The organism is Streptomyces sp. NPDC093225, from assembly GCF_044753805.1.
Taxonomy (GTDB): domain Bacteria; phylum Actinomycetota; class Actinomycetes; order Streptomycetales; family Streptomycetaceae; genus Streptomyces.
Genome location: NZ_JBIVNX010000020.1, coordinates 67,091 through 83,981 on the forward strand (window position 1 = coordinate 67,091; position 16,891 = coordinate 83,981).

General features: G+C 72.8%; 16 protein-coding genes. 8 read left to right on the forward strand and 8 right to left on the reverse strand.

What is annotated here, in order from left to right; translation table 11 throughout:
• Positions 1-283: 283 nt before the first annotated feature.
• Both ACIQCH_RS19870 and phoU read right to left on the reverse strand, forming a co-directional pair.
• Entirely contained in the window at positions 284-433 is a 150-nt protein-coding gene (locus tag ACIQCH_RS19870) for a hypothetical protein (protein ID WP_199922773.1), read from the reverse strand.
• A gap of 113 nt (positions 434-546) precedes the next feature.
• Entirely contained in the window at positions 547-1,215 is a 669-nt protein-coding gene (gene phoU / locus ACIQCH_RS19875; protein WP_402582508.1) for a phosphate signaling complex protein PhoU, read from the reverse strand.
• A gap of 194 nt (positions 1,216-1,409) precedes the next feature.
• On the opposite strand from phoU, the gene ACIQCH_RS19880 reads away from it, so the two are divergent.
• The gene (locus ACIQCH_RS19880; RefSeq protein ID WP_402582510.1) at positions 1,410-2,660 is read left to right on the forward strand and encodes a sensor histidine kinase; all 1,251 of its coding nucleotides are present in this window, start codon (positions 1,410-1,412) and stop codon (positions 2,658-2,660) included.
• Positions 2,657-3,337, forward strand: coding sequence for a response regulator transcription factor (locus tag ACIQCH_RS19885; protein ID WP_007265514.1), 681 nt, complete (start codon positions 2,657-2,659; stop codon positions 3,335-3,337). Before ACIQCH_RS19880 ends, ACIQCH_RS19885 begins: the two co-directional genes overlap by 4 nt.
• Positions 3,338-3,465: 128 nt before the next feature.
• Here ACIQCH_RS19885 and ACIQCH_RS19890 read toward each other — a convergent pair whose 3' ends face one another.
• A complete protein-coding gene (locus ACIQCH_RS19890) occupies positions 3,466-4,140 on the reverse strand; it encodes a DUF461 domain-containing protein (RefSeq protein ID WP_402582512.1) in 675 nt (224 codons plus the stop codon).
• A 710-nt stretch (positions 4,141-4,850) separates the two neighbouring features.
• Here ACIQCH_RS19890 and ACIQCH_RS19895 point away from each other — a divergent pair.
• From ACIQCH_RS19895 to rlmB, 5 genes are all read left to right on the forward strand, one after another.
• Positions 4,851-5,333, forward strand: coding sequence for a CarD family transcriptional regulator (locus ACIQCH_RS19895; protein WP_003953493.1), 483 nt, complete (start codon positions 4,851-4,853; stop codon positions 5,331-5,333).
• A gap of 395 nt (positions 5,334-5,728) precedes the next feature.
• Complete coding sequence (ispD, locus tag ACIQCH_RS19900; protein WP_402582514.1) at positions 5,729-6,517, forward strand: 2-C-methyl-D-erythritol 4-phosphate cytidylyltransferase; 789 nt, start codon at positions 5,729-5,731, stop codon at positions 6,515-6,517.
• Positions 6,507-7,037, forward strand: coding sequence for a 2-C-methyl-D-erythritol 2,4-cyclodiphosphate synthase (ispF, locus tag ACIQCH_RS19905; RefSeq protein WP_402582516.1), 531 nt, complete (start codon positions 6,507-6,509; stop codon positions 7,035-7,037). Before ispD ends, ispF begins: the two co-directional genes overlap by 11 nt.
• Before the next feature lie 228 nt (positions 7,038-7,265).
• Positions 7,266-8,666, forward strand: a complete 1,401-nt coding sequence (gene cysS / locus ACIQCH_RS19910; RefSeq protein ID WP_402582517.1) for a cysteine--tRNA ligase — start codon at positions 7,266-7,268, stop codon at positions 8,664-8,666.
• An 89-nt stretch (positions 8,667-8,755) separates the two neighbouring features.
• Entirely contained in the window at positions 8,756-9,712 is a 957-nt protein-coding gene (gene rlmB, locus ACIQCH_RS19915) for a 23S rRNA (guanosine(2251)-2'-O)-methyltransferase RlmB (RefSeq protein WP_402582519.1), read from the forward strand.
• A gap of 113 nt (positions 9,713-9,825) precedes the next feature.
• Here rlmB and ACIQCH_RS19920 read toward each other — a convergent pair whose 3' ends face one another.
• Together ACIQCH_RS19920 and ACIQCH_RS19925 are read right to left on the reverse strand one after the other, a co-directional pair.
• Positions 9,826-10,479, reverse strand: a complete 654-nt coding sequence (locus ACIQCH_RS19920) for an NUDIX hydrolase (protein WP_402582521.1) — start codon at positions 10,477-10,479, stop codon at positions 9,826-9,828.
• 22 nt (positions 10,480-10,501) lie between these two features.
• Positions 10,502-12,034 carry a hypothetical protein gene (locus ACIQCH_RS19925; RefSeq protein ID WP_402582523.1) on the reverse strand — a complete coding sequence of 511 codons (1,533 nt, stop codon included), beginning with the start codon at positions 12,032-12,034 and terminating at the stop codon, positions 10,502-10,504.
• A 176-nt stretch (positions 12,035-12,210) separates the two neighbouring features.
• On the opposite strand from ACIQCH_RS19925, the gene ACIQCH_RS19930 reads away from it, so the two are divergent.
• Positions 12,211-13,827 (forward strand): DoxX family protein, encoded by a 1,617-nt coding sequence (locus tag ACIQCH_RS19930; RefSeq protein ID WP_402582525.1) that lies wholly within the window; start codon positions 12,211-12,213, stop codon positions 13,825-13,827.
• Between the two features lie 93 nt (positions 13,828-13,920).
• Here ACIQCH_RS19930 and ACIQCH_RS19935 read toward each other — a convergent pair whose 3' ends face one another.
• The 3 genes from ACIQCH_RS19935 to ACIQCH_RS19945 form a co-directional block, all read right to left on the reverse strand.
• On the reverse strand, positions 13,921-14,685 hold the full coding sequence (locus ACIQCH_RS19935; protein ID WP_402582527.1) for an NDP-sugar synthase: 765 nt from the start codon (positions 14,683-14,685) through the stop codon (positions 13,921-13,923).
• A gap of 202 nt (positions 14,686-14,887) precedes the next feature.
• On the reverse strand, positions 14,888-15,301 hold the full coding sequence (locus tag ACIQCH_RS19940) for a hypothetical protein (protein WP_402582529.1): 414 nt from the start codon (positions 15,299-15,301) through the stop codon (positions 14,888-14,890).
• A 231-nt stretch (positions 15,302-15,532) separates the two neighbouring features.
• Positions 15,533-16,621: an ABC transporter ATP-binding protein gene (locus ACIQCH_RS19945; protein ID WP_402582531.1), complete on the reverse strand. Its 1,089-nt coding sequence runs from the start codon at positions 16,619-16,621 to the stop codon at positions 15,533-15,535.
• Positions 16,622-16,891: the final 270 nt, after the last annotated feature.

Consider the following 16,891-nt stretch of genomic DNA (forward strand, 5'->3'; position numbering starts at 1 on the left):
GACGGCACGTGTGTGACGCCCGCCGAGCGGGACACGGCGCACGCGCAGAACCCGAACCGGCAGCCGGGGAGCAACCAGTGCAAGCCCGGATACGTGTGGCGCGACAGTTTCGACGGTGACACGCAGTGCGTCACGCCCGCGGAACGGGACGCGGCGAAGAGCGGCGGCTGATCGAGGACGGCCCGCAGGCCGAGGCCCGACCCGGACCGGAGTCCTGCGGGATCCAAGGTAGGACGTCAGAGGGCCCCGTCGGCCGGACGGGGCCCTCCACGCGCGGACGGCCTCAGCCGCCGCACTGGCACGGGGCGCCGGACTGGCAGCCGCAGCCGCAGCCGGAGCCGCAGCCGCAGGCGGCCAGCAGCGGCAGGCGGAGCGGCTCCGCGGCGGGCTGCTGCTCTTGTTCCGGGGTGATGGGTACGGGGGAATCGGACATGGTTCCTCCTAGGAAGGCGTACACGTCCCTGGAAAGCGCACGCGCGTACCGCCTCGCCTCATTCATGCCCAGCCCCGGGGGCGCGTCAACGGCGCAGAGGAGCGCCCGGCGCCTCAGGCCTCGATCGGGGCCTGGAGCTCGTCCGCGTGCTCGCCCGTGACGAGGTAGACGACGCGCTTGGCGACCGAGACCGCGTGGTCGGCGAAGCGCTCGTAGTAGCGGCCCAGCAGGGTGACGTCGACGGCGGTCTCGATGCCGTGCTTCCAGCGGTCGTCCATCAGGTGCTGGAAGAGCGTGCGGTGCAGCTGGTCCATCTCGTCGTCGTCCGTCTCCAGCTGGAGCGCCAGGTCGACGTCCTTGGTGATGATCACCTCGGCGGCCTTCGCCATCAGCCGCTGCGCCAGCTGGCCCATCTCGAGGATCGTCGCGTGCAGGTCGCGCGGCACCGCCGTCTCCGGGAAGCGCAGTCGCGCCAGCTTGGCCACGTGCTGGGCCAGGTCGCCCGAGCGCTCCAGGTCGGCGCTCATCCGCAGCGAGGTGACGACGATGCGCAGGTCGGTGGCGACCGGCTGCTGGCGCGCCAGCAGCGCGATGGCACGGGCCTCCAGGTCGTGCTGGAGGTCGTCGACCTTCTGGTCGGCCGCGATCACGCTCTCCGCGAGCTTCAGGTCGGCGTCGAGCATGGCCGTGGTGGCCCGCCCGATCGCGGACCCGACGAGCCGGGCCATCTCGACCAGGCCGTCCCCGATCGAGTCCAGTTCCTCGTGGTACGCGTCGCGCATGGTGTCCCTCTCTCCTGTACTGCCGGGGGTCCGGGGTGTCTGACCCCACGCTCCCACGGTGGGCCGCGCACGCGTCGGACTCCGGCACCACAAGTGAATCAACACGGTCGCCATGGTGAACTCTGGGCGACGACTGTTCGAGGTGCCACCCGAACGGCTGTGGAACTGTCGTCGCGCCTGCTTAACCTGGACACATGGACGTGAACGCGGCGGTCGCCGCAGCTGCAGCGATCGCCGGGTTGTGCACCGGCGTCATCGCCATGCTGGCGTTCCGCTGGAGCGAGCGCGACCAGGCCCGCCCCACCCGGAGCGCCATGCGCCCCGACATCAACGCGGTGCTGCCGCCCGGTGTGGACACCGTCCTCTCCGTGCTGCGCTCCTCCGCGGTGGTCCTGGACGAGGCGGACAGCGTCGTCAAGGCCAGTTCGGCGGCGTACGCCCTCGGCCTGGTCCGCGGCGGCAAGCTGGCCGTCGAGCCGATGCTGCACATGGCCCGGGACACGCGTCGGGACGGCGAGATACGGCAGGTCGAACTGGACCTGCCCCGGCGCGGCACCGGCCGCGGCGAGGCCCTGGCGGTCTCCGCCCGCGTGGCGCCGCTCGGCTCGCGGCTGGTCCTCCTCCTCGTCGAGGACCTCACCGAGGCCCGGCGCATCGAGGCGGTCCGCCGCGACTTCGTCGCGAACGTGTCGCACGAGCTGAAGACTCCCGTGGGCGCGCTCTCGCTGCTCTCGGAGGCCGTCATGGACGCCTCCGACGACCCCGAGGCGGTCACCCGCTTCGCCGGCCGCATGCAGATCGAGGCCACCCGCCTGACCAACCTCGTGCAGGAGCTCATCGACCTCTCCCGGGTCCAGAACGACGAGCGGCTGGAGGACGCCGAGCCGGTCCGCGTGGACACGCTCGTCGCCGAGGCCATCGACCGCTGCCGCCAGACGGCCAGCGCCAAGCAGATCACCATGGCCGCCGGCGGCACCGCCGACCTGCGGGTCTGGGGTCACCGCGGCCAGCTCGCGGCGGCCCTCGGCAACCTGGTGGAGAACGCCGTCAACTACTCCCCGGCCCGCACCCGCGTCGGCATAGCCGGCCGCCGGGTCGCCGCACCCGGAGGGGACCTGATCGAGATCGCGGTCACCGACCAGGGCGTCGGCATCCCGGAGAAGGACCGCGAGCGCATCTTCGAACGCTTCTACCGCGTCGACCCGGCCCGCTCCCGCGCCACCGGCGGCACCGGCCTCGGACTCGCCATCGTCAAGCACGTCGCCGCCTCGCACGGCGGCGAGGTCACGGTGTGGAGCGCCGAGGGCCAGGGCTCGACCTTCACCCTGCGACTTCCGGAAGCCGCCGCCGAGACGAAGAAGCGGCCCGGCTCCGGACCGGTCACCGCGACCCGGACCCAGACCGACCAAGAAACAGCCATCCCTGCCCCGGAGGTCCTTCCGTGACCCGAGTGCTCGTCGTCGAGGATGAGGAATCCTTCAGCGACGCCCTTTCCTACATGCTCCGCAAGGAGGGCTTCGAGGTCGCCATCGCCGCGACCGGCCCCGACGGCCTGGACGAGTTCGAGCGCAACGGCGCCGACCTCGTCCTCCTGGACCTGATGCTGCCGGGCCTGCCCGGCACCGAGGTCTGCCGTCAGCTGCGCGGCCGTTCGAACGTACCCGTGATCATGGTGACCGCCAAGGACAGCGAGATCGACAAGGTCGTCGGGCTGGAGATAGGAGCGGACGACTACGTCACCAAGCCCTTCTCCTCGCGGGAGCTGGTCGCCCGCATCCGCGCGGTGCTGCGCCGCCGCGGAGAGCCGGAGGAGGTCACCCCGGCCGCGCTGGAGGCCGGCCCGGTACGGATGGACGTCGACCGGCACGTGGTCACGGTCGCCGGCGCCAAGGTGGACCTGCCGCTCAAGGAGTTCGACCTCCTCGAGATGCTGCTGCGCAACGCGGGCCGCGTGCTGACCCGCATGCAGCTGATCGACCGGGTCTGGGGCGCGGACTACGTCGGCGACACCAAGACCCTCGACGTGCACGTCAAGCGCCTGCGCGCCAAGATCGAGCCGGACCCGGGCGCCCCGCGCTACCTGGTCACGGTCCGCGGCCTCGGCTACAAGTTCGAGCCGTAGGCCGCGACGGCCGCCGCCGCGGCCGACACGCGTGACGAAGGCGCCCCGCCCGGTCGAACCGGGCGGGGCGCCTTCGTGTGCGTACGGGGTCACGGGCGTCCGCCCGCGGGGCCGGGAGGCCCGTGGCGTCAGTGACCCGCGCCGTGCGAGGCCGAGCCCGACGGGGTGCCGCTGCCGTGGCCCTCGGGGGTGCCGGAGGCCTTGCCCGAGGGGGAGCCGGACGGCTTGCCCGACGGCGTGCCGGAGGCGGCCGGCGAGGCGGAGGCACCGCCGGCCGGGAGCTCCGGGAGCTCGCTCGGGCCGTAGTCGCTGAAGTAGCTCTTGGCCGGGACGACGAACGCGCCCAGCTGGACGTAACCGGTCCGGCTGAAGCGGAAGACGACCTTCTGCGCGGCGCCGTCCTTCAGGGAACCGCGGGGGGTCTCGACGATGGCGGAGGGGTTGCCCTTGCCGCCCAGGACGACGGAGCCGCCGGCAGGCACGACGATCTTGCCGGAGCCGTCGGCGGCCTTGAGCTTCACTTCGCCGCCGCCGCCCGGGACGCTGACGGCGTCCAGGGTCTGCGGCAGCACGCCGTTGTTGAACAGGGTCGCGGAGACGGCCGCCGGGCCCTTGGCGTCGTGCTCGGGCTGGGTGATGACCAGGGCGTTCTGCACCTGGATCTCGCCCTTGGTGACCGCCGCGTTGTCCGGCTTGATCTCCAGAGTCTGCGCATTGCTGCCCGCGCCGCAGGCGGCGAGCGATCCGATCGAGAGAACGGTGGCGGCGGCGGCAAGGGCGCCGCGTCGAAGGCTGCGGCTCACGGCGGCGGCAACTCCTTGGACGTAAGGACGGTCGGAGGCGGAACGGGGGCTCTGCCTGGACAGGTAAAGCCGCCCTAAGGGTGTGTCAGCGGGCTTAGGTTACCGAGCCGCCGCCCCGCCCCCGCACCCGACCCTCCGCGCGGCCGCGCGGCCTCCTCCGCCCAGCCGCCCGCGCTCCTGCGCCCGGCGGCCCCGGCCTCCTGCACCCGGCGGCCCGGTCGGCGGCCCGGAAGCCCCCGCCGGGACGCGGCGACCACCTCCGGGGCGCATTCCCCCACGTCGGCCCGAGGGTGCTTCACATTCGCCACACATTTCGGCCGTGATCAATTTCGCGGGCCGTCCCCGGAAAAGCGGCGGAGTACCGCGGAGCCGTTCGCGATCAGTGCGCGTGATCGCGCGCCGTGATCAATTCGGGATTGGCTCCGGACGGGTGGTCGGGCATCGAACGGAGTAGTTCGGTATCGCGGCTTCGAAACCGGCAAAACGGGACGTACGTCACTCCAGGGGGGTCCCCCGGGAGGTGTAACGTGGTCGTTTCGGCCCGCGCGCGCAGCGGCTCCCACCTGCGAATACCCCCCTCCCGGGCCCCTTCCCAGCACGTTCCGGTTGCTGTTGTCAAGCCCCGAGATACGCCCTGACCTGCGGAAACGCCATTCAGAACAGCTCATTCTCGTGTTACTCTTGATAGCCACGGAAGGGGTACCTGTCACATGACGTTCAAGGTTGGCGACACCGTGGTCTATCCCCATCACGGGGCCGCGCTGATCGAGGCCATCGAAACTCGCCAGATCAAAGGCGTGGACAAGACCTACTTGGTGCTCAAGGTCGCCCAGGGCGACCTGACGGTTCGTGTGCCTGCGGACAATGCGGAGTTCGTCGGCGTTCGCGATGTGGTCGGCCAGGACGGGCTGGACCGGGTCTTCGAGGTGCTGCGCGCGCCGTACGCCGAAGAGCCGACGAACTGGTCCCGTCGCTACAAGGCGAACCTGGAGAAGCTCGCCTCCGGCGATGTCATCAAGGTCGCCGAAGTGGTGCGCGACCTGTGGCGTCGCGAGCGTGAGCGCGGACTGTCGGCGGGTGAGAAGCGCATGCTCGCCAAGGCCCGCCAGATCCTGGTGAGCGAGCTCGCGCTCGCCGAGAACACCAACGAGGACAAGGCCGAGGCTCTCCTCGACGAGGTCCTCGCGTCCTGACGCACGTCCTGACGCAGCAGTTGTGCCGCGGTGCCCGATGACAGAACCCCTGTCGCCGGGCGCTGCGGCATGTCTGTCTGTACGGACCGCCTTCTGCCGCGCGACACGCCGCACGACACACCCGCCCCACAGGCCGTCCACCGGCCCGTCCGGGGACGGGCCCGTCCACCGGCCCGTCCGGGGAACACGACCCCCCGCCTTCGCCGCCGAGCACGGCACGGCCGAGCGCCCACCTGGCATGCCGGGCCCGGGCAGTTCACCCGACCGGTCGTCACGGAAAGGGCCCCGGTCAGGGCTTCGCGCCCGGCACCTTCAGGCCATACCCACGTCGGCCGAGGGCACAAACCTGGCCCACTCGTTGTCACAGCACCCGTCGTCACAGCCCGGAGCACCTGATGTCTGACGAAACGCGCCCCGAAGGCGCCGCGCGCGCCGCGGGCGCCCCCGGTGACGGCCACGGCAGGACCGCCGCCGTCATCCCGGCCGCCGGCCGGGGCGTCCGCCTGGGGCCCGGCGCCCCGAAGGCGCTGCGCACCCTCGGCGGCACCCCCATGCTGATCCACGCCGTCCGCGCCATGGCCCGCTCCCGGGCCGTCTCCCTGGTCGTGGTCGTCGCCCCCTCCGACGGCGCCGCCGAGGTGCGCAACCTCCTCGCCGAGCACGCCCTGCCCGAGCGGACCGACGTCCTCGTCGTGCCCGGCGGGGAGACCCGCCAGGAGTCCGTACGCGTCGGCCTCGACGCCCTGCCGGCCGGCTACACCTCGGTCCTCGTCCACGACGCCGCCCGCCCGCTCGTCCCCGTCGACACCGTCGACGCGGTCGTCGAGGCGCTGCGCGAGGGCGCCCCCGCCGTCGTGCCGGCCCTGCCCCTGGCGGACACCGTCAAGGAGGTCGAGCCCCGGCCCGCCGGCGAGCCCGAGCCCGTCGTCGCCACCCCCGAGCGGTCCCGGCTGCGCGCCGTGCAGACCCCGCAGGGCTTCGACCTGGACACCCTGCTGCGCGCCCACGAGAAGACCGCCGTCAACGGCGAGGGCGCCACGGACGACGCCGGAATGGTGGAGAAGCTCGGCGTCACCGTCCTCCTCGTGCCCGGCCACGAGGAGGCCTTCAAGGTCACCCGCCCCCTGGACCTCGTGCTCGCCGAGGCCGTACTCGCCCGCAGGAGGGCCGCCGATGCCTACTGAGTCCGCCGCGTCCGACGCCGCCGCGCCCGCCCTGCCCCCGCTGCCGCAGGTCGGCATCGGCACCGACGTGCACGCCTTCGAGGAGGGCCGCGAGCTGTGGTGCGCGGGCCTGCTGTGGGAGGACGAGTCGTTCGGCCTGGCCGGCCACTCCGACGGCGACGTCGCCGCCCACGCCGCCTGCGACGCCCTCTTCTCCGCCGCCGGACTGGGCGACCTCGGTGCCCACTTCGGCACCTCCCGCCCCGAGTGGGCCGGCGCCTCCGGCGTCACCCTGCTCGCCGAGGCCGCCCGGATCGTCCGCGCCGAGGGCTTCGCCATCGGCAACGTCGCCGTCCAGGTCATCGGCGTGCGCCCCAAGGTCGGCAAGCGGCGCGAGGAGGCGCAGAAGGCGCTCTCCGCCGCCGTCGGCGCCCCCGTCTCGGTCTCCGGCACCACCACCGACGGCCTGGGCCTGACCGGCCGCGCCGAGGGCCTCGCCGCGATCGCCACCGCCCTGGTCTTCCGTACGACCGGAGCCTGAGCCGCCACCACCGGAGCCCGGGCCGCCACGACCGGAGCCCGGGCCGCAACGACCGGAGCCTGAGCCTCCGCGACGCCCGCCGCCCGCCGGGGCGGCGGCCCGGTCTCCCGGGGCGGCCCGGAACGGCCGCCGCCCCGCCGGGAACGGGGGCGGCAACTCGGCAACAAACCCGTCCCGGGCCGCGCCGGGGTCTCCGGGCACTGCCCGGGGCCCACTACCCTTGGTGCCGTGACTATTCGCCTGTACGACACCAGCGCCCGGCAGATCCGCGACTTCACCCCGCTCGTGCCGGGCTGCGTCTCGATCTACCTGTGTGGTGCGACCGTGCAGGCCGCCCCGCACATCGGGCACATCCGGTCCGGGCTCAACTTCGACATCATGCGTCGCTGGTTCGCGTACCGCGGCTACGACGTGACGTTCATCCGCAACGTCACCGACATCGACGACAAGATCATCGCGAAGGGGGCCGACCAGGGCCGCCCGTGGTGGTCCATCGGCTACGACAACGAGCGCGCCTTCAACGAGGGCTACGACGCCCTCGGTTGCCTGCCGCCCACCTACGAGCCCCGCGCCACCGGCCACGTCACCGAGATGATCGAGATGATGCGCGGCCTCATCGAGCGCGGCCACGCCTACGAGGCCGACGGCAGCGTCTACTTCGACGTCCGCTCGTACCCCGACTACCTCAGGCTCTCCAACCAGGAGCTCGACAACCTCCAGCAGCCGTCGGAGGAGGGCATCACCGGCAAGCGCGACCCCCGCGACTTCGCCATGTGGAAGGCCACCAAGCCCGGCGAGCCCTCCTGGGAGACGCCCTGGGGCCGCGGCCGCCCCGGCTGGCACCTCGAGTGCTCCGCCATGGCCCACAAGTACCTCGGCACCGCCTTCGACATCCACGGCGGCGGCCTGGACCTGATCTTCCCGCACCACGAGAACGAGATCGCCCAGGCCAAGGCCTACGGCGACGACTTCGCGAACTTCTGGCTGCACAACGCCTGGGTCACCCTCTCCGGCGAGAAGATGTCCAAGTCGCTGGGCAACTCGGTGCTCGTCTCCGAGATGACCAAGCAGTGGCGGCCCGTCGTGCTGCGCTACTACCTGGGCACCCCGCACTACCGCTCGATGATCGAGTACAGCGAGGAGGCCCTGCGCGAGGCCGAGTCCGCCTTCGCGCGCATCGAGGGCTTCTGCCAGCGCGTGACCGAGATGGCGGGCGGGACCGTCGAGCCCGCCGGCGAGGTGCCGCCGGCCTTCGCCGACGCCATGGACGACGACATGGGCGTCCCGCAGGCGCTGGCGATCATCCACACCACGGTCCGTCAGGGCAACAGCGCCCTGGCCGCCGACGACAAGGAGGGCGCGGTCGCCCGCCTCGCCGAGGTCCGCGCGATGCTCGGCGTCCTCGGCCTCGACCCGCTCGACCCGCAGTGGGCCGGCGAGGGCGACCGCGGCGAGGACCTCCACGGGGTCGTCGACTCGCTCGTCCGCCTCGTCCTGGAACAGCGCGAGTCCGCCCGCGCCCGCAAGGACTGGGCCACCGCCGACGCCATCCGCGACCAGCTCGGCCAGTCCGGCCTGGTGATCGAGGACAGCCCCTCCGGTCCCCGCTGGACCCTCGGCCCGCGCTGATCCGCGGGCCCGTGATGTGCCGCCCGGGCCCCCGGGCGGCACACTTCATTACAGACGTACGTACGCCGCAGAAACGAAACAGGTAGGTCATGGCCGGGAACAGCCAGCGCAGGAACCGCCGCACGTCCAACAAGAAGGGCGCCACGGTCGGCAGCGGTGGCCAGCGTCGCCGTGGCCTGGAGGGCAAGGGCCCCACGCCCAAGGCCGAGGACCGCAAGGGCCACAAGGCCTTCCGCGTCTCCAACGCCATGGCGCGCCAGGCCGCCAAGCGCCGCCCCGCGCCGCGCCGCGGCGGACCCAAGGGCCAGAGCGAGATGGTCGTCGGCCGCAACCCCGTGTTCGAGGCGCTGCGCGACGGCGTGCCCGCGACCACCCTGTACGTGCAGCAGTTCATCGACAACGACGAGCGCGTCCGCGAGGCCCTCGCCCTCGCCCAGGCCCGCGGCAACATCAACCTGATGGAAGCCCCGCGCCCCGAGCTCGACCGGATGACCAACGGGCTCAACCACCAGGGCCTGGTCCTCCAGGTCCCGCCGTACGAGTACGCCCACCCGGAGGACCTCACCGCCGAGGCGTTCGAGAACGGCGAGGACCCGCTGATCGTCGCCCTCGACGGCGTCACCGACCCGCGCAACCTCGGCGCCATCGTCCGCTCCGTCAACGCCTTCGGCGGCCACGGCGTGGTCATCCCCGAGCGCCGCGCGGCCGGCATGACCGCCGGCGCCTGGAAGACCTCCGCGGGCACCGCCGCGCGGACGCCGGTCGCCAAGGTCACCAACCTGACCCGGGCCCTCCAGGAGTACAAGAAGGCCGGCATCGCGGTCGTCGGCCTGGCCGCCGAGGGCGAGCACGAGCTGCACGAGCTGGAGGCGCTCGAAGGCCCGGTCGTCATCGTCGTCGGCTCCGAGGGCAAGGGCCTGGGCCGGCTCGTCGGCGAGACCTGCGACTTCCTCGTCCGCATCCCGATGCCGGGCGGGGCCGAGTCCCTGAACGCCGGCGTCGCCGCCGGTGTCGTCCTCTACGAGGCGGCCCGCCGCCGGGCCTGATCCCGCACGCCGCACGCTCCGACACACCGGCCCCCGCACGCGTCCGCGTGCGGGGGCCGGTGTGCTGCGTGCGGGCGCTTGGGTTACCTGCGTCCCGTGGGTGCGTACGCTCGTTACGCCGCCCCGCCCCCGTCCCCGTCCGCCAGGCCCGCCAGCCGGGCCCGGTACAGCGCCGCCAGGGTGAAGCCGTCGGACAACTCGCCCGACGCGACCAGCGCCTCGGCCTCCGCGAAGGTCATCGTCCGGGCCGCGCGGATGCCCTCGCCGGTCTCCAGCTCCCCGACCCCGTCGACCAGCGCCGCGAACAGCCGCACCCGGTCCGCCGTCATGCCGCTGTCCGGGTGCACGTCGCCCAGCGGGGTCAGGGAGAGCACCTTGGCGCCGATCTCCTCGCCCAGCTCCTTTGCCGCGTTGGCCCGGTCGCCCAGCCCGGCGGTGCCCATGCCGCGGGGCACCTCCCAGTGCCACGACCGGGTGGCGTGCCGGAAGTGCTCGATCAGCACCACCCGGCCGCCGGGCAGCATCGGCAGCACCACGCAGCCCGGCTCGCCGGTCGCTCCGATGCCGCGCAGGTACGTCCCCTCCCGGCCGTCCGGGAAGCGCACGGGATCCCGTACCAGCAGCAGGTACTGGTCCTCCCAGAGCACCCCGCCGGCCGCGGCCACGGCGGCCGGACCGGTGAGGATCTCGATGCCCCCCGGCTGGTTGCGGAACAGCTCCGGCCGCTCCGCCCGCAGCCGCTCGTACCGTTCGACGCCCCTGCTCATGCGCTTCCCTTCCTCCTCTGCCTCACGCCGTCCCGTCGGGCTGCTGGTCGGCCTGCCGCTGCTCGACGGGCCCGGGGCGGCGCTCGGCGATCCGCCCGCCCACGGCCCGGTACGTGCGCAGGATGGCCTCCCAGTCCCGCTTCAGGCTGCCCAGCCGCATGGTCGGCAATGTCAGGCTGTGCCCCAGGCCTCCGCGGCGTCGCAGCAGCGGCCCGCTCGCACCCTTCTCGCGGAACTCCAGCCGCATGCTCAGCACCCCGGCCGCCGCGGTCAGCAGCTGGACCGAGCCGGTCAGGAGCGACATGTCCTCGCCGCCCGCGACCTGCAGGGAGATGCCCGCCGACTCCAGCACCAGCACGGAGGAGAGCTCGCGGGTGAAGCCCGTACCCCGACCACTGGTCTTGCGGGCCGCCCGCAGCATGCGGGCGTGCCGGCGCGCCACCTCCGACGTGCCGGCCGCGAACTCCTCGGGCGAGGGCAGCCGTCCGCCCCGGAACCCGCCGCGCACGAACGAGTCGAGCGAGTCGACGTACCCCCGCCACTCCTCCTCCCGCCGCAGCCGGACGATGTCGGCCAGGGACAGGTCCGCGTACGAGTTGGGCCCGTCCACCGCGCGGTGCAGCGCGTCCGCGAACACGTCCCGCAGCAGCCGCCCGACCGCCTCCGGGTCCTCCGCGCGCGGCCGGGCGTCCTCGCGCAGCTCCTGGAGCGTGGACCGGGGCGGGGAACTGGGCGGGGTGAGCGGGACGACGCCGCCCACCACGGGCACGCCGAGGTTGTAGACCAGGTCCACGAGCTGCTTGGTGGCCACCACGTGCGGGCCCTCGCGGAGCAGGTTCTGGTACGGGTCCGTGCCCGGCCGGGTCAGGAACGCGGAGTAGACGCTGTGGCGGGTGATCTCCCCCCGATCCAGCGGGGCGGCCCACACGGCGATGTCCTTGAGGATGCCCTCCCGCATCGCCTTGGCCTGTTCGAGGCGGATGCCGAGGTCCTGCGCGAGCTGGTCCTCGCGCAGGTGCTTCAGGGCCGCGATCTCCTTCGAGAAGAACCCGCCCACGTTCTCCGCCACCCCGCGGTTGGCCTCGTCGTCCCAGTCGAACCGGACCAGGCCCGGGTCGGCGTCGTCCGTCACGAGCCGGGACCACGCCCGGTGCACGTTCCGGTCGTACCCCCAGCTGAACTCCCCGGCGGGCTCGCGCTCCGTGAACAGGTACGGAACCAGCACGCGGTCGTCCAGCAGCCGGATGAACGCGCCCCGCTCGGCCGGATCCGCGTCGGGCAGGTAGTTGGCGTACAGGGCCTCGTTGTTCAGGAAGAAGGCCCGGTTCACGATCAGGGTGCCGCTGTTGACCAGCGCGCGGCGCAGCTCGGCCGCCGCCGTGGCGACCGCCTCGGGCGACGGCCCGGCCGACGCCTCCGGACGCTGGCGGGTCGCGGCGAGATCGGCGGGCAGCCACTGGTTGTCCAGGGCCTGGGCCATCACCGGGTAGTCGGTCAGGTCGGAGAAGTGGAGCTCGTTGTGCCGCCGCGGCGGATTCTCGGTAGAACTGGTCATCGTCGGCCCCCCAGGAAGATGACGTGGTCGGTCCACCAACTTGCACGATTCTCACACCTGTTGGCGACACATTGACGAACGCGAGTTCTGGCTTGGGGAAGGTGGCCGGATCTTGACGGGGCATGGACACATCGGTGCTGTCAAGGCAGTGTCCTAAACACTGATCACTCGGTTAGATGAGTGTGGACACCAGAACGCCGAGGTTCGACGACCAGCCATCGCTGAGCATGGTCAAGGTGCCGTGCGACCCCGCGCAGGTCATCGTCAACCACGCCAGCTTCCGCGTGCGGCTCGCCCCCGCGCCGCGGCCGAAGAGCGCCACGGCGCCCAGGACGCCCGTCCTCGGCACCACCGGCGCCGCCGCGGGCACGCGCCGGCGAACCCCCGTGGTGTGGAGCGGCAAGGCCGGACCGGGCGGCGCCGCGGCCACCGGCGGCCTCCTCCAGGCCGTCCGCGAGGCCGACCAGGCCCGCGCCCTGCGCGAGGACGCCGGAGCCACCCAGGTCATCCCCCGCGTGGACCTCTTCCAGGACACCATGCCGACCCCCGCCGTCATCGGCCAGCAGCGCGGCCACCGTGACGACGACACCCAGCTCCTCGCCCCCGTACGCGACACGCCCCCCCGCCCCACCGGCCCGGGACCCTACGGCGGCGGCACGTACGACGGCTACGACTCCGGCTACCGGGCCGCGCCCCACGGCGACGGGACGGCCTACACGGACGAGGAGATCGCCGCCGAACTCGCGGCCGCCCGCCGCCAGAGCTCCGAACCGTCCGTCCGCCACGGGTACTACCCGGACCGCCGCATGAACCTCGGCGTCGTCCTCCTCCCGCTACGGGTCTTCCTCGGCTTCATCTCCATCTACGCCGGCATGGGCAAACTCTGCGACCCCGTCTACTTCGACGGCGGCGAACGCGGCTCCATGGTGACCTGGCTGCACACCCTCCACCCCTGGGCCCTCGCCGAACCCCTGCGCGACTTCGCCCTGGCCCACCCCGTCGGGGCCGGCCTCAGCGTGGCCTTCCTCCAGGTCATCGTCGGCGTCCTGACCGTCTTCGGACTCTGGCAGCGGTTCGCCGCCGGCATCGGAGCCCTGCTCTCGGCGGCCCTGCTCATGACCGTCAGCTGGAAGACCGTCCCCGCCTACGACGCCCCGGACATCATCTACCTCGCCGCCTGGAGCCCCCTGCTCATCGCCGGCGCCCCCATCTACTCCATCGACGGCCGCCTCACCGGCGAGGCCTGGCGCACCCTCGGACCCCGCTCGACCCTCTGGGAACTGCGCCGCCGGGTGCTGCGCCGCGGCACCCTCGTCGCCACCGTGGTCGTGGGCCTCACCCTGCTCATCGGCTCGGTCCTCGGCGGAGCCGTCCGCTCCGCCACCGTCGTGACCGTGCCCGGCCCCGGCGACGCCCCGAGCAACTACCTGCCCGGTTCACCGCTGCCCACGGAACCCGGCGCCAAGCCGCGCAAGCGGGTCCGACCGAAGGCCTCCGGATCCCCCTCGGCCGAGCCGTCCAAGACGCCCGAGCACCACCGCACCACCCCGGCCGCGCGCGAGACCGCCACGGTCGGCGCCGAGTCCCCGACCGCCACGGCGGGCACCGGACGGCACCGCACCAAGGCGCCGCGCACCAGCGCCCCGCACACCCCGGCGGGCTCGGGCGGCCCGAGCGCCTCCGGCGGTTCGAGCACCGGCGGCTCCTCCTCCGGGGGCGGCGGCTCGACGGAGCCCGAGAAGCCCGGCGGCGGCAGCGGCGGCGGCGGACTGGTGGGCGGCCTCCTCGGCTGACCCCCCGCCGCACGCACGAAGGGGCCCGGCACGTGTCACACGTGCCGGGCCCCTTCGTACGTGCCCGTCCGGCCGGTCCCGGCCGGACAGCCCCTACGCGCCCCGCTGGGCCGCCAGTTCCTTCGCCGCCTCGGTCAGGTCCTTCGCGGTGTCGATCGCCCGCCAGTAGGCCCCCTGCGGCAACGGGAAGCCCGCCAGCCGCCGTTCGCGGGCCAGCCGCGGGAACGTGGTGCGCTCGTGGTCGCCCCGGTCGGGCAACAGGCCCGCGAACTCGGCGGAGAACACGTACACGCCGGCATTGATCAGGAACGGCGACGGCGGGGACTCGATGAAGTCCAGCACGTGCCCGAACTCGTTGGTCTCCACCGCACCCCACGGGATCCGCGGCCGCGCCAGCGCCAGCGTGGCCGTCGCCGCCCGCTCCTCGTGGAAGGCCGCCATCTCGCGCAGCGAGAACCGCGTCCAGATGTCGCCGTTCGTCGCGTACCAGGGCCGGTCCGGGTGCGGCAGGTGCGCGGCCGCGTACTTCAGGCCGCCGCCGCGCCCCAGGGGCTCGGTCTCGACGACGGTCGTCACGCGCAGCGGCAGATCGGCCTTGGCGAGCCAGTCCTGGAGGACCTCGGCGAGGTGCCCGCACGAGACCACGGCGTCCGTGACGCCCTCGGCGGCCAGCCAGGCCAGCTGGTGGCCGATGATCGGCACGCCGGTGCCCGGGATCTCGACCATCGGCTTGGGGCGGTCGTCGGTGTACGGGCGCAGCCGCGAGCCCTGGCCGCCGGCCAGGACGACCGCCTGGGTCGGGGCGGCGGCGAGCGCGGCCGTCGGGGCTGCTGCGGTGGCTGAGGGGTCTGCCGTCATGCCCCGCAGCCTATGCGGGACCGTACTGGCGCGTACGGCGGGGGGACGGCGAGGTACGGCGGGGGGTCCGCGACGTACGGCGGGGGGTCCGCGACGTACGGCGGGGGGTCCGCGACGTACGGCTCAGAGGGACGGCGACGTACGGCGGGGCCGGACCGTGCTCGGAGCGGTCCGGCCCCGGAGGGTCTCTCGGTCTGTCTGCTCAGCGGAAGGAGGCCACGCCGGCGGCGTACGACGTGTCGCACACGGGCCGGGCGGCCTTCTGCGCCATGGTCGGTCCCTGGAGGCGTGCCGCGGCCTCGCCGATCGCGTGCGCGATCACACCGCAGTAGTCGAAGAGCGAGGGGCGCTTGTTGACCTCCTGCTGGAGGTGCGTGAGCACGACTCCCGGGTCCTTCGTCTCCTGGAGCTCTCCGAGGAGCTTGTCGCGCAGCACGTCCTGCGGAGCGCTGGGCTTGGCGCGGGTGGAGACGTCCTCGGCGGAGGCCGTGAGGATCTGGGACGGGGTGTTGTCGGCCCAGGGGACCATGGTGACCGCGAGGGTCCCGGACAGGACCAGGACGACGGGCAGGACCAGGGCGAGGGATCGGCCGATACGGCGGGCAGAGTGGGTCACGAGGGCGAGAGTAGCGCTCGGTGAAGATTTGGAGACATTTAGTCACCCTGTCGGGGGATGGTTCGACGTGGCTTTTCGAATGGGGAGTTGACGGCGGGGTTCGAAACTTCCCGGTGTGGTGGGTTATCCGTCCCACCCGCCGGGGCGGGACCCGTCCGCGCACCGGGGCCGGGAACGCCGGACGGGGGCGGCCGCACCGGCCGCCCCCGTCCAACACCGCGTCACGGGGCCTCAGTCGGAGAGGCGCTCACCGGTCGAGGTGGAGAACACGTGCGACTCGCCGCCGCGCGGGACCACGTGCACCGTGGAGCCCTTCTCCGGCACCTGGCGGCCGCCCACGCGGACCACGAGGTCCTTCTCGCCGCCACCGATCCGCGCGGTGCCGTACACGTAGCCGTCGGCGCCCAGCTCCTCGACGACGTTCACGGTGACGGCCAGGCCGCCCTCCTCGACGACGTCGAGGTGCTCCGGGCGGATGCCGACCGTGACGGTCTTGTCGCCCTTGTCCGCGGCGGCGGACAGCGCCTCGCGGGAGACCGGCACGACGCTGTCGCCGAACTTCACGCCGCCGTCGGTGATCGGCACCTCGACGAGGTTCATGGCGGGGGAGCCGATGAAGCCGGCGACGAAGAGGTTCGCGGGGCGGTCGTACATGTTCCGCGGGGTGTCGACCTGCTGGAGCAGACCGTCCTTGAGGACCGCCACGCGGTCGCCCATGGTCATGGCCTCGACCTGGTCGTGGGTGACGTACACGGTGGTGATGCCGAGGCGGCGCTGCAGGCCCGCGATCTGGGTGCGGGTGGACACGCGGAGCTTGGCGTCGAGGTTCGACAGCGGCTCGTCCATGAGGAAGACCTGCGGCTGGCGCACGATGGCGCGGCCCATGGCGACGCGCTGGCGCTGGCCGCCGGAGAGGGCCTTCGGCTTGCGGTCCAGGTACGGCTCCAGGTCGAGGATCTTCGCGGCCTCCTCGACCTTCTTGCGGATCGTGCCCTTGTCCACGCCGGCGATCTTGAGCGCGAAGCCCATGTTGTCGGCGACGGTCATGTGGGGGTACAGCGCGTAGTTCTGGAAGACCATCGCGATGTCGCGGTCCTTCGGCGGCAGGTGCGTGACGTCCTTGTCGCCGATGCGGATCGCTCCGCCGTTGACGTCCTCCAGGCCCGCGAGCATGCGCAGGGAGGTGGACTTGCCGCAGCCGGAGGGGCCGACGAGCACGAGGAACTCGCCGTGCTCGATCTCCAGCTCCAGCTGGTCGACCGCGGGCTTGTCGGAGCCGGGGTAGAGCCGGGTCGCCTTGTCGAACGTGACAGAAGCCATGGTGATGCGTCCCTTCACCGGCAGGAACGTGCCGGACGATCCGAGTAAAGGAAGGATGGTTTGTCTAGTCCATTGCTGGACTCCCGGTGACGCTACCTGGCGACGTGGCATCTGTCAGCAGGCAGGGCGGTGCACTTTCGGCCCGCTGGTGGGGCAGAGCACTTGACTTTTGGCCTGTAGGGCAGAGCGCCGATCTTCAACCCCACGCCGGCCTCGCGAACGGCGTTTCCTGCTTCACCGCCCGTCGCCGCCCTGCCGGCGGCCTGAAGC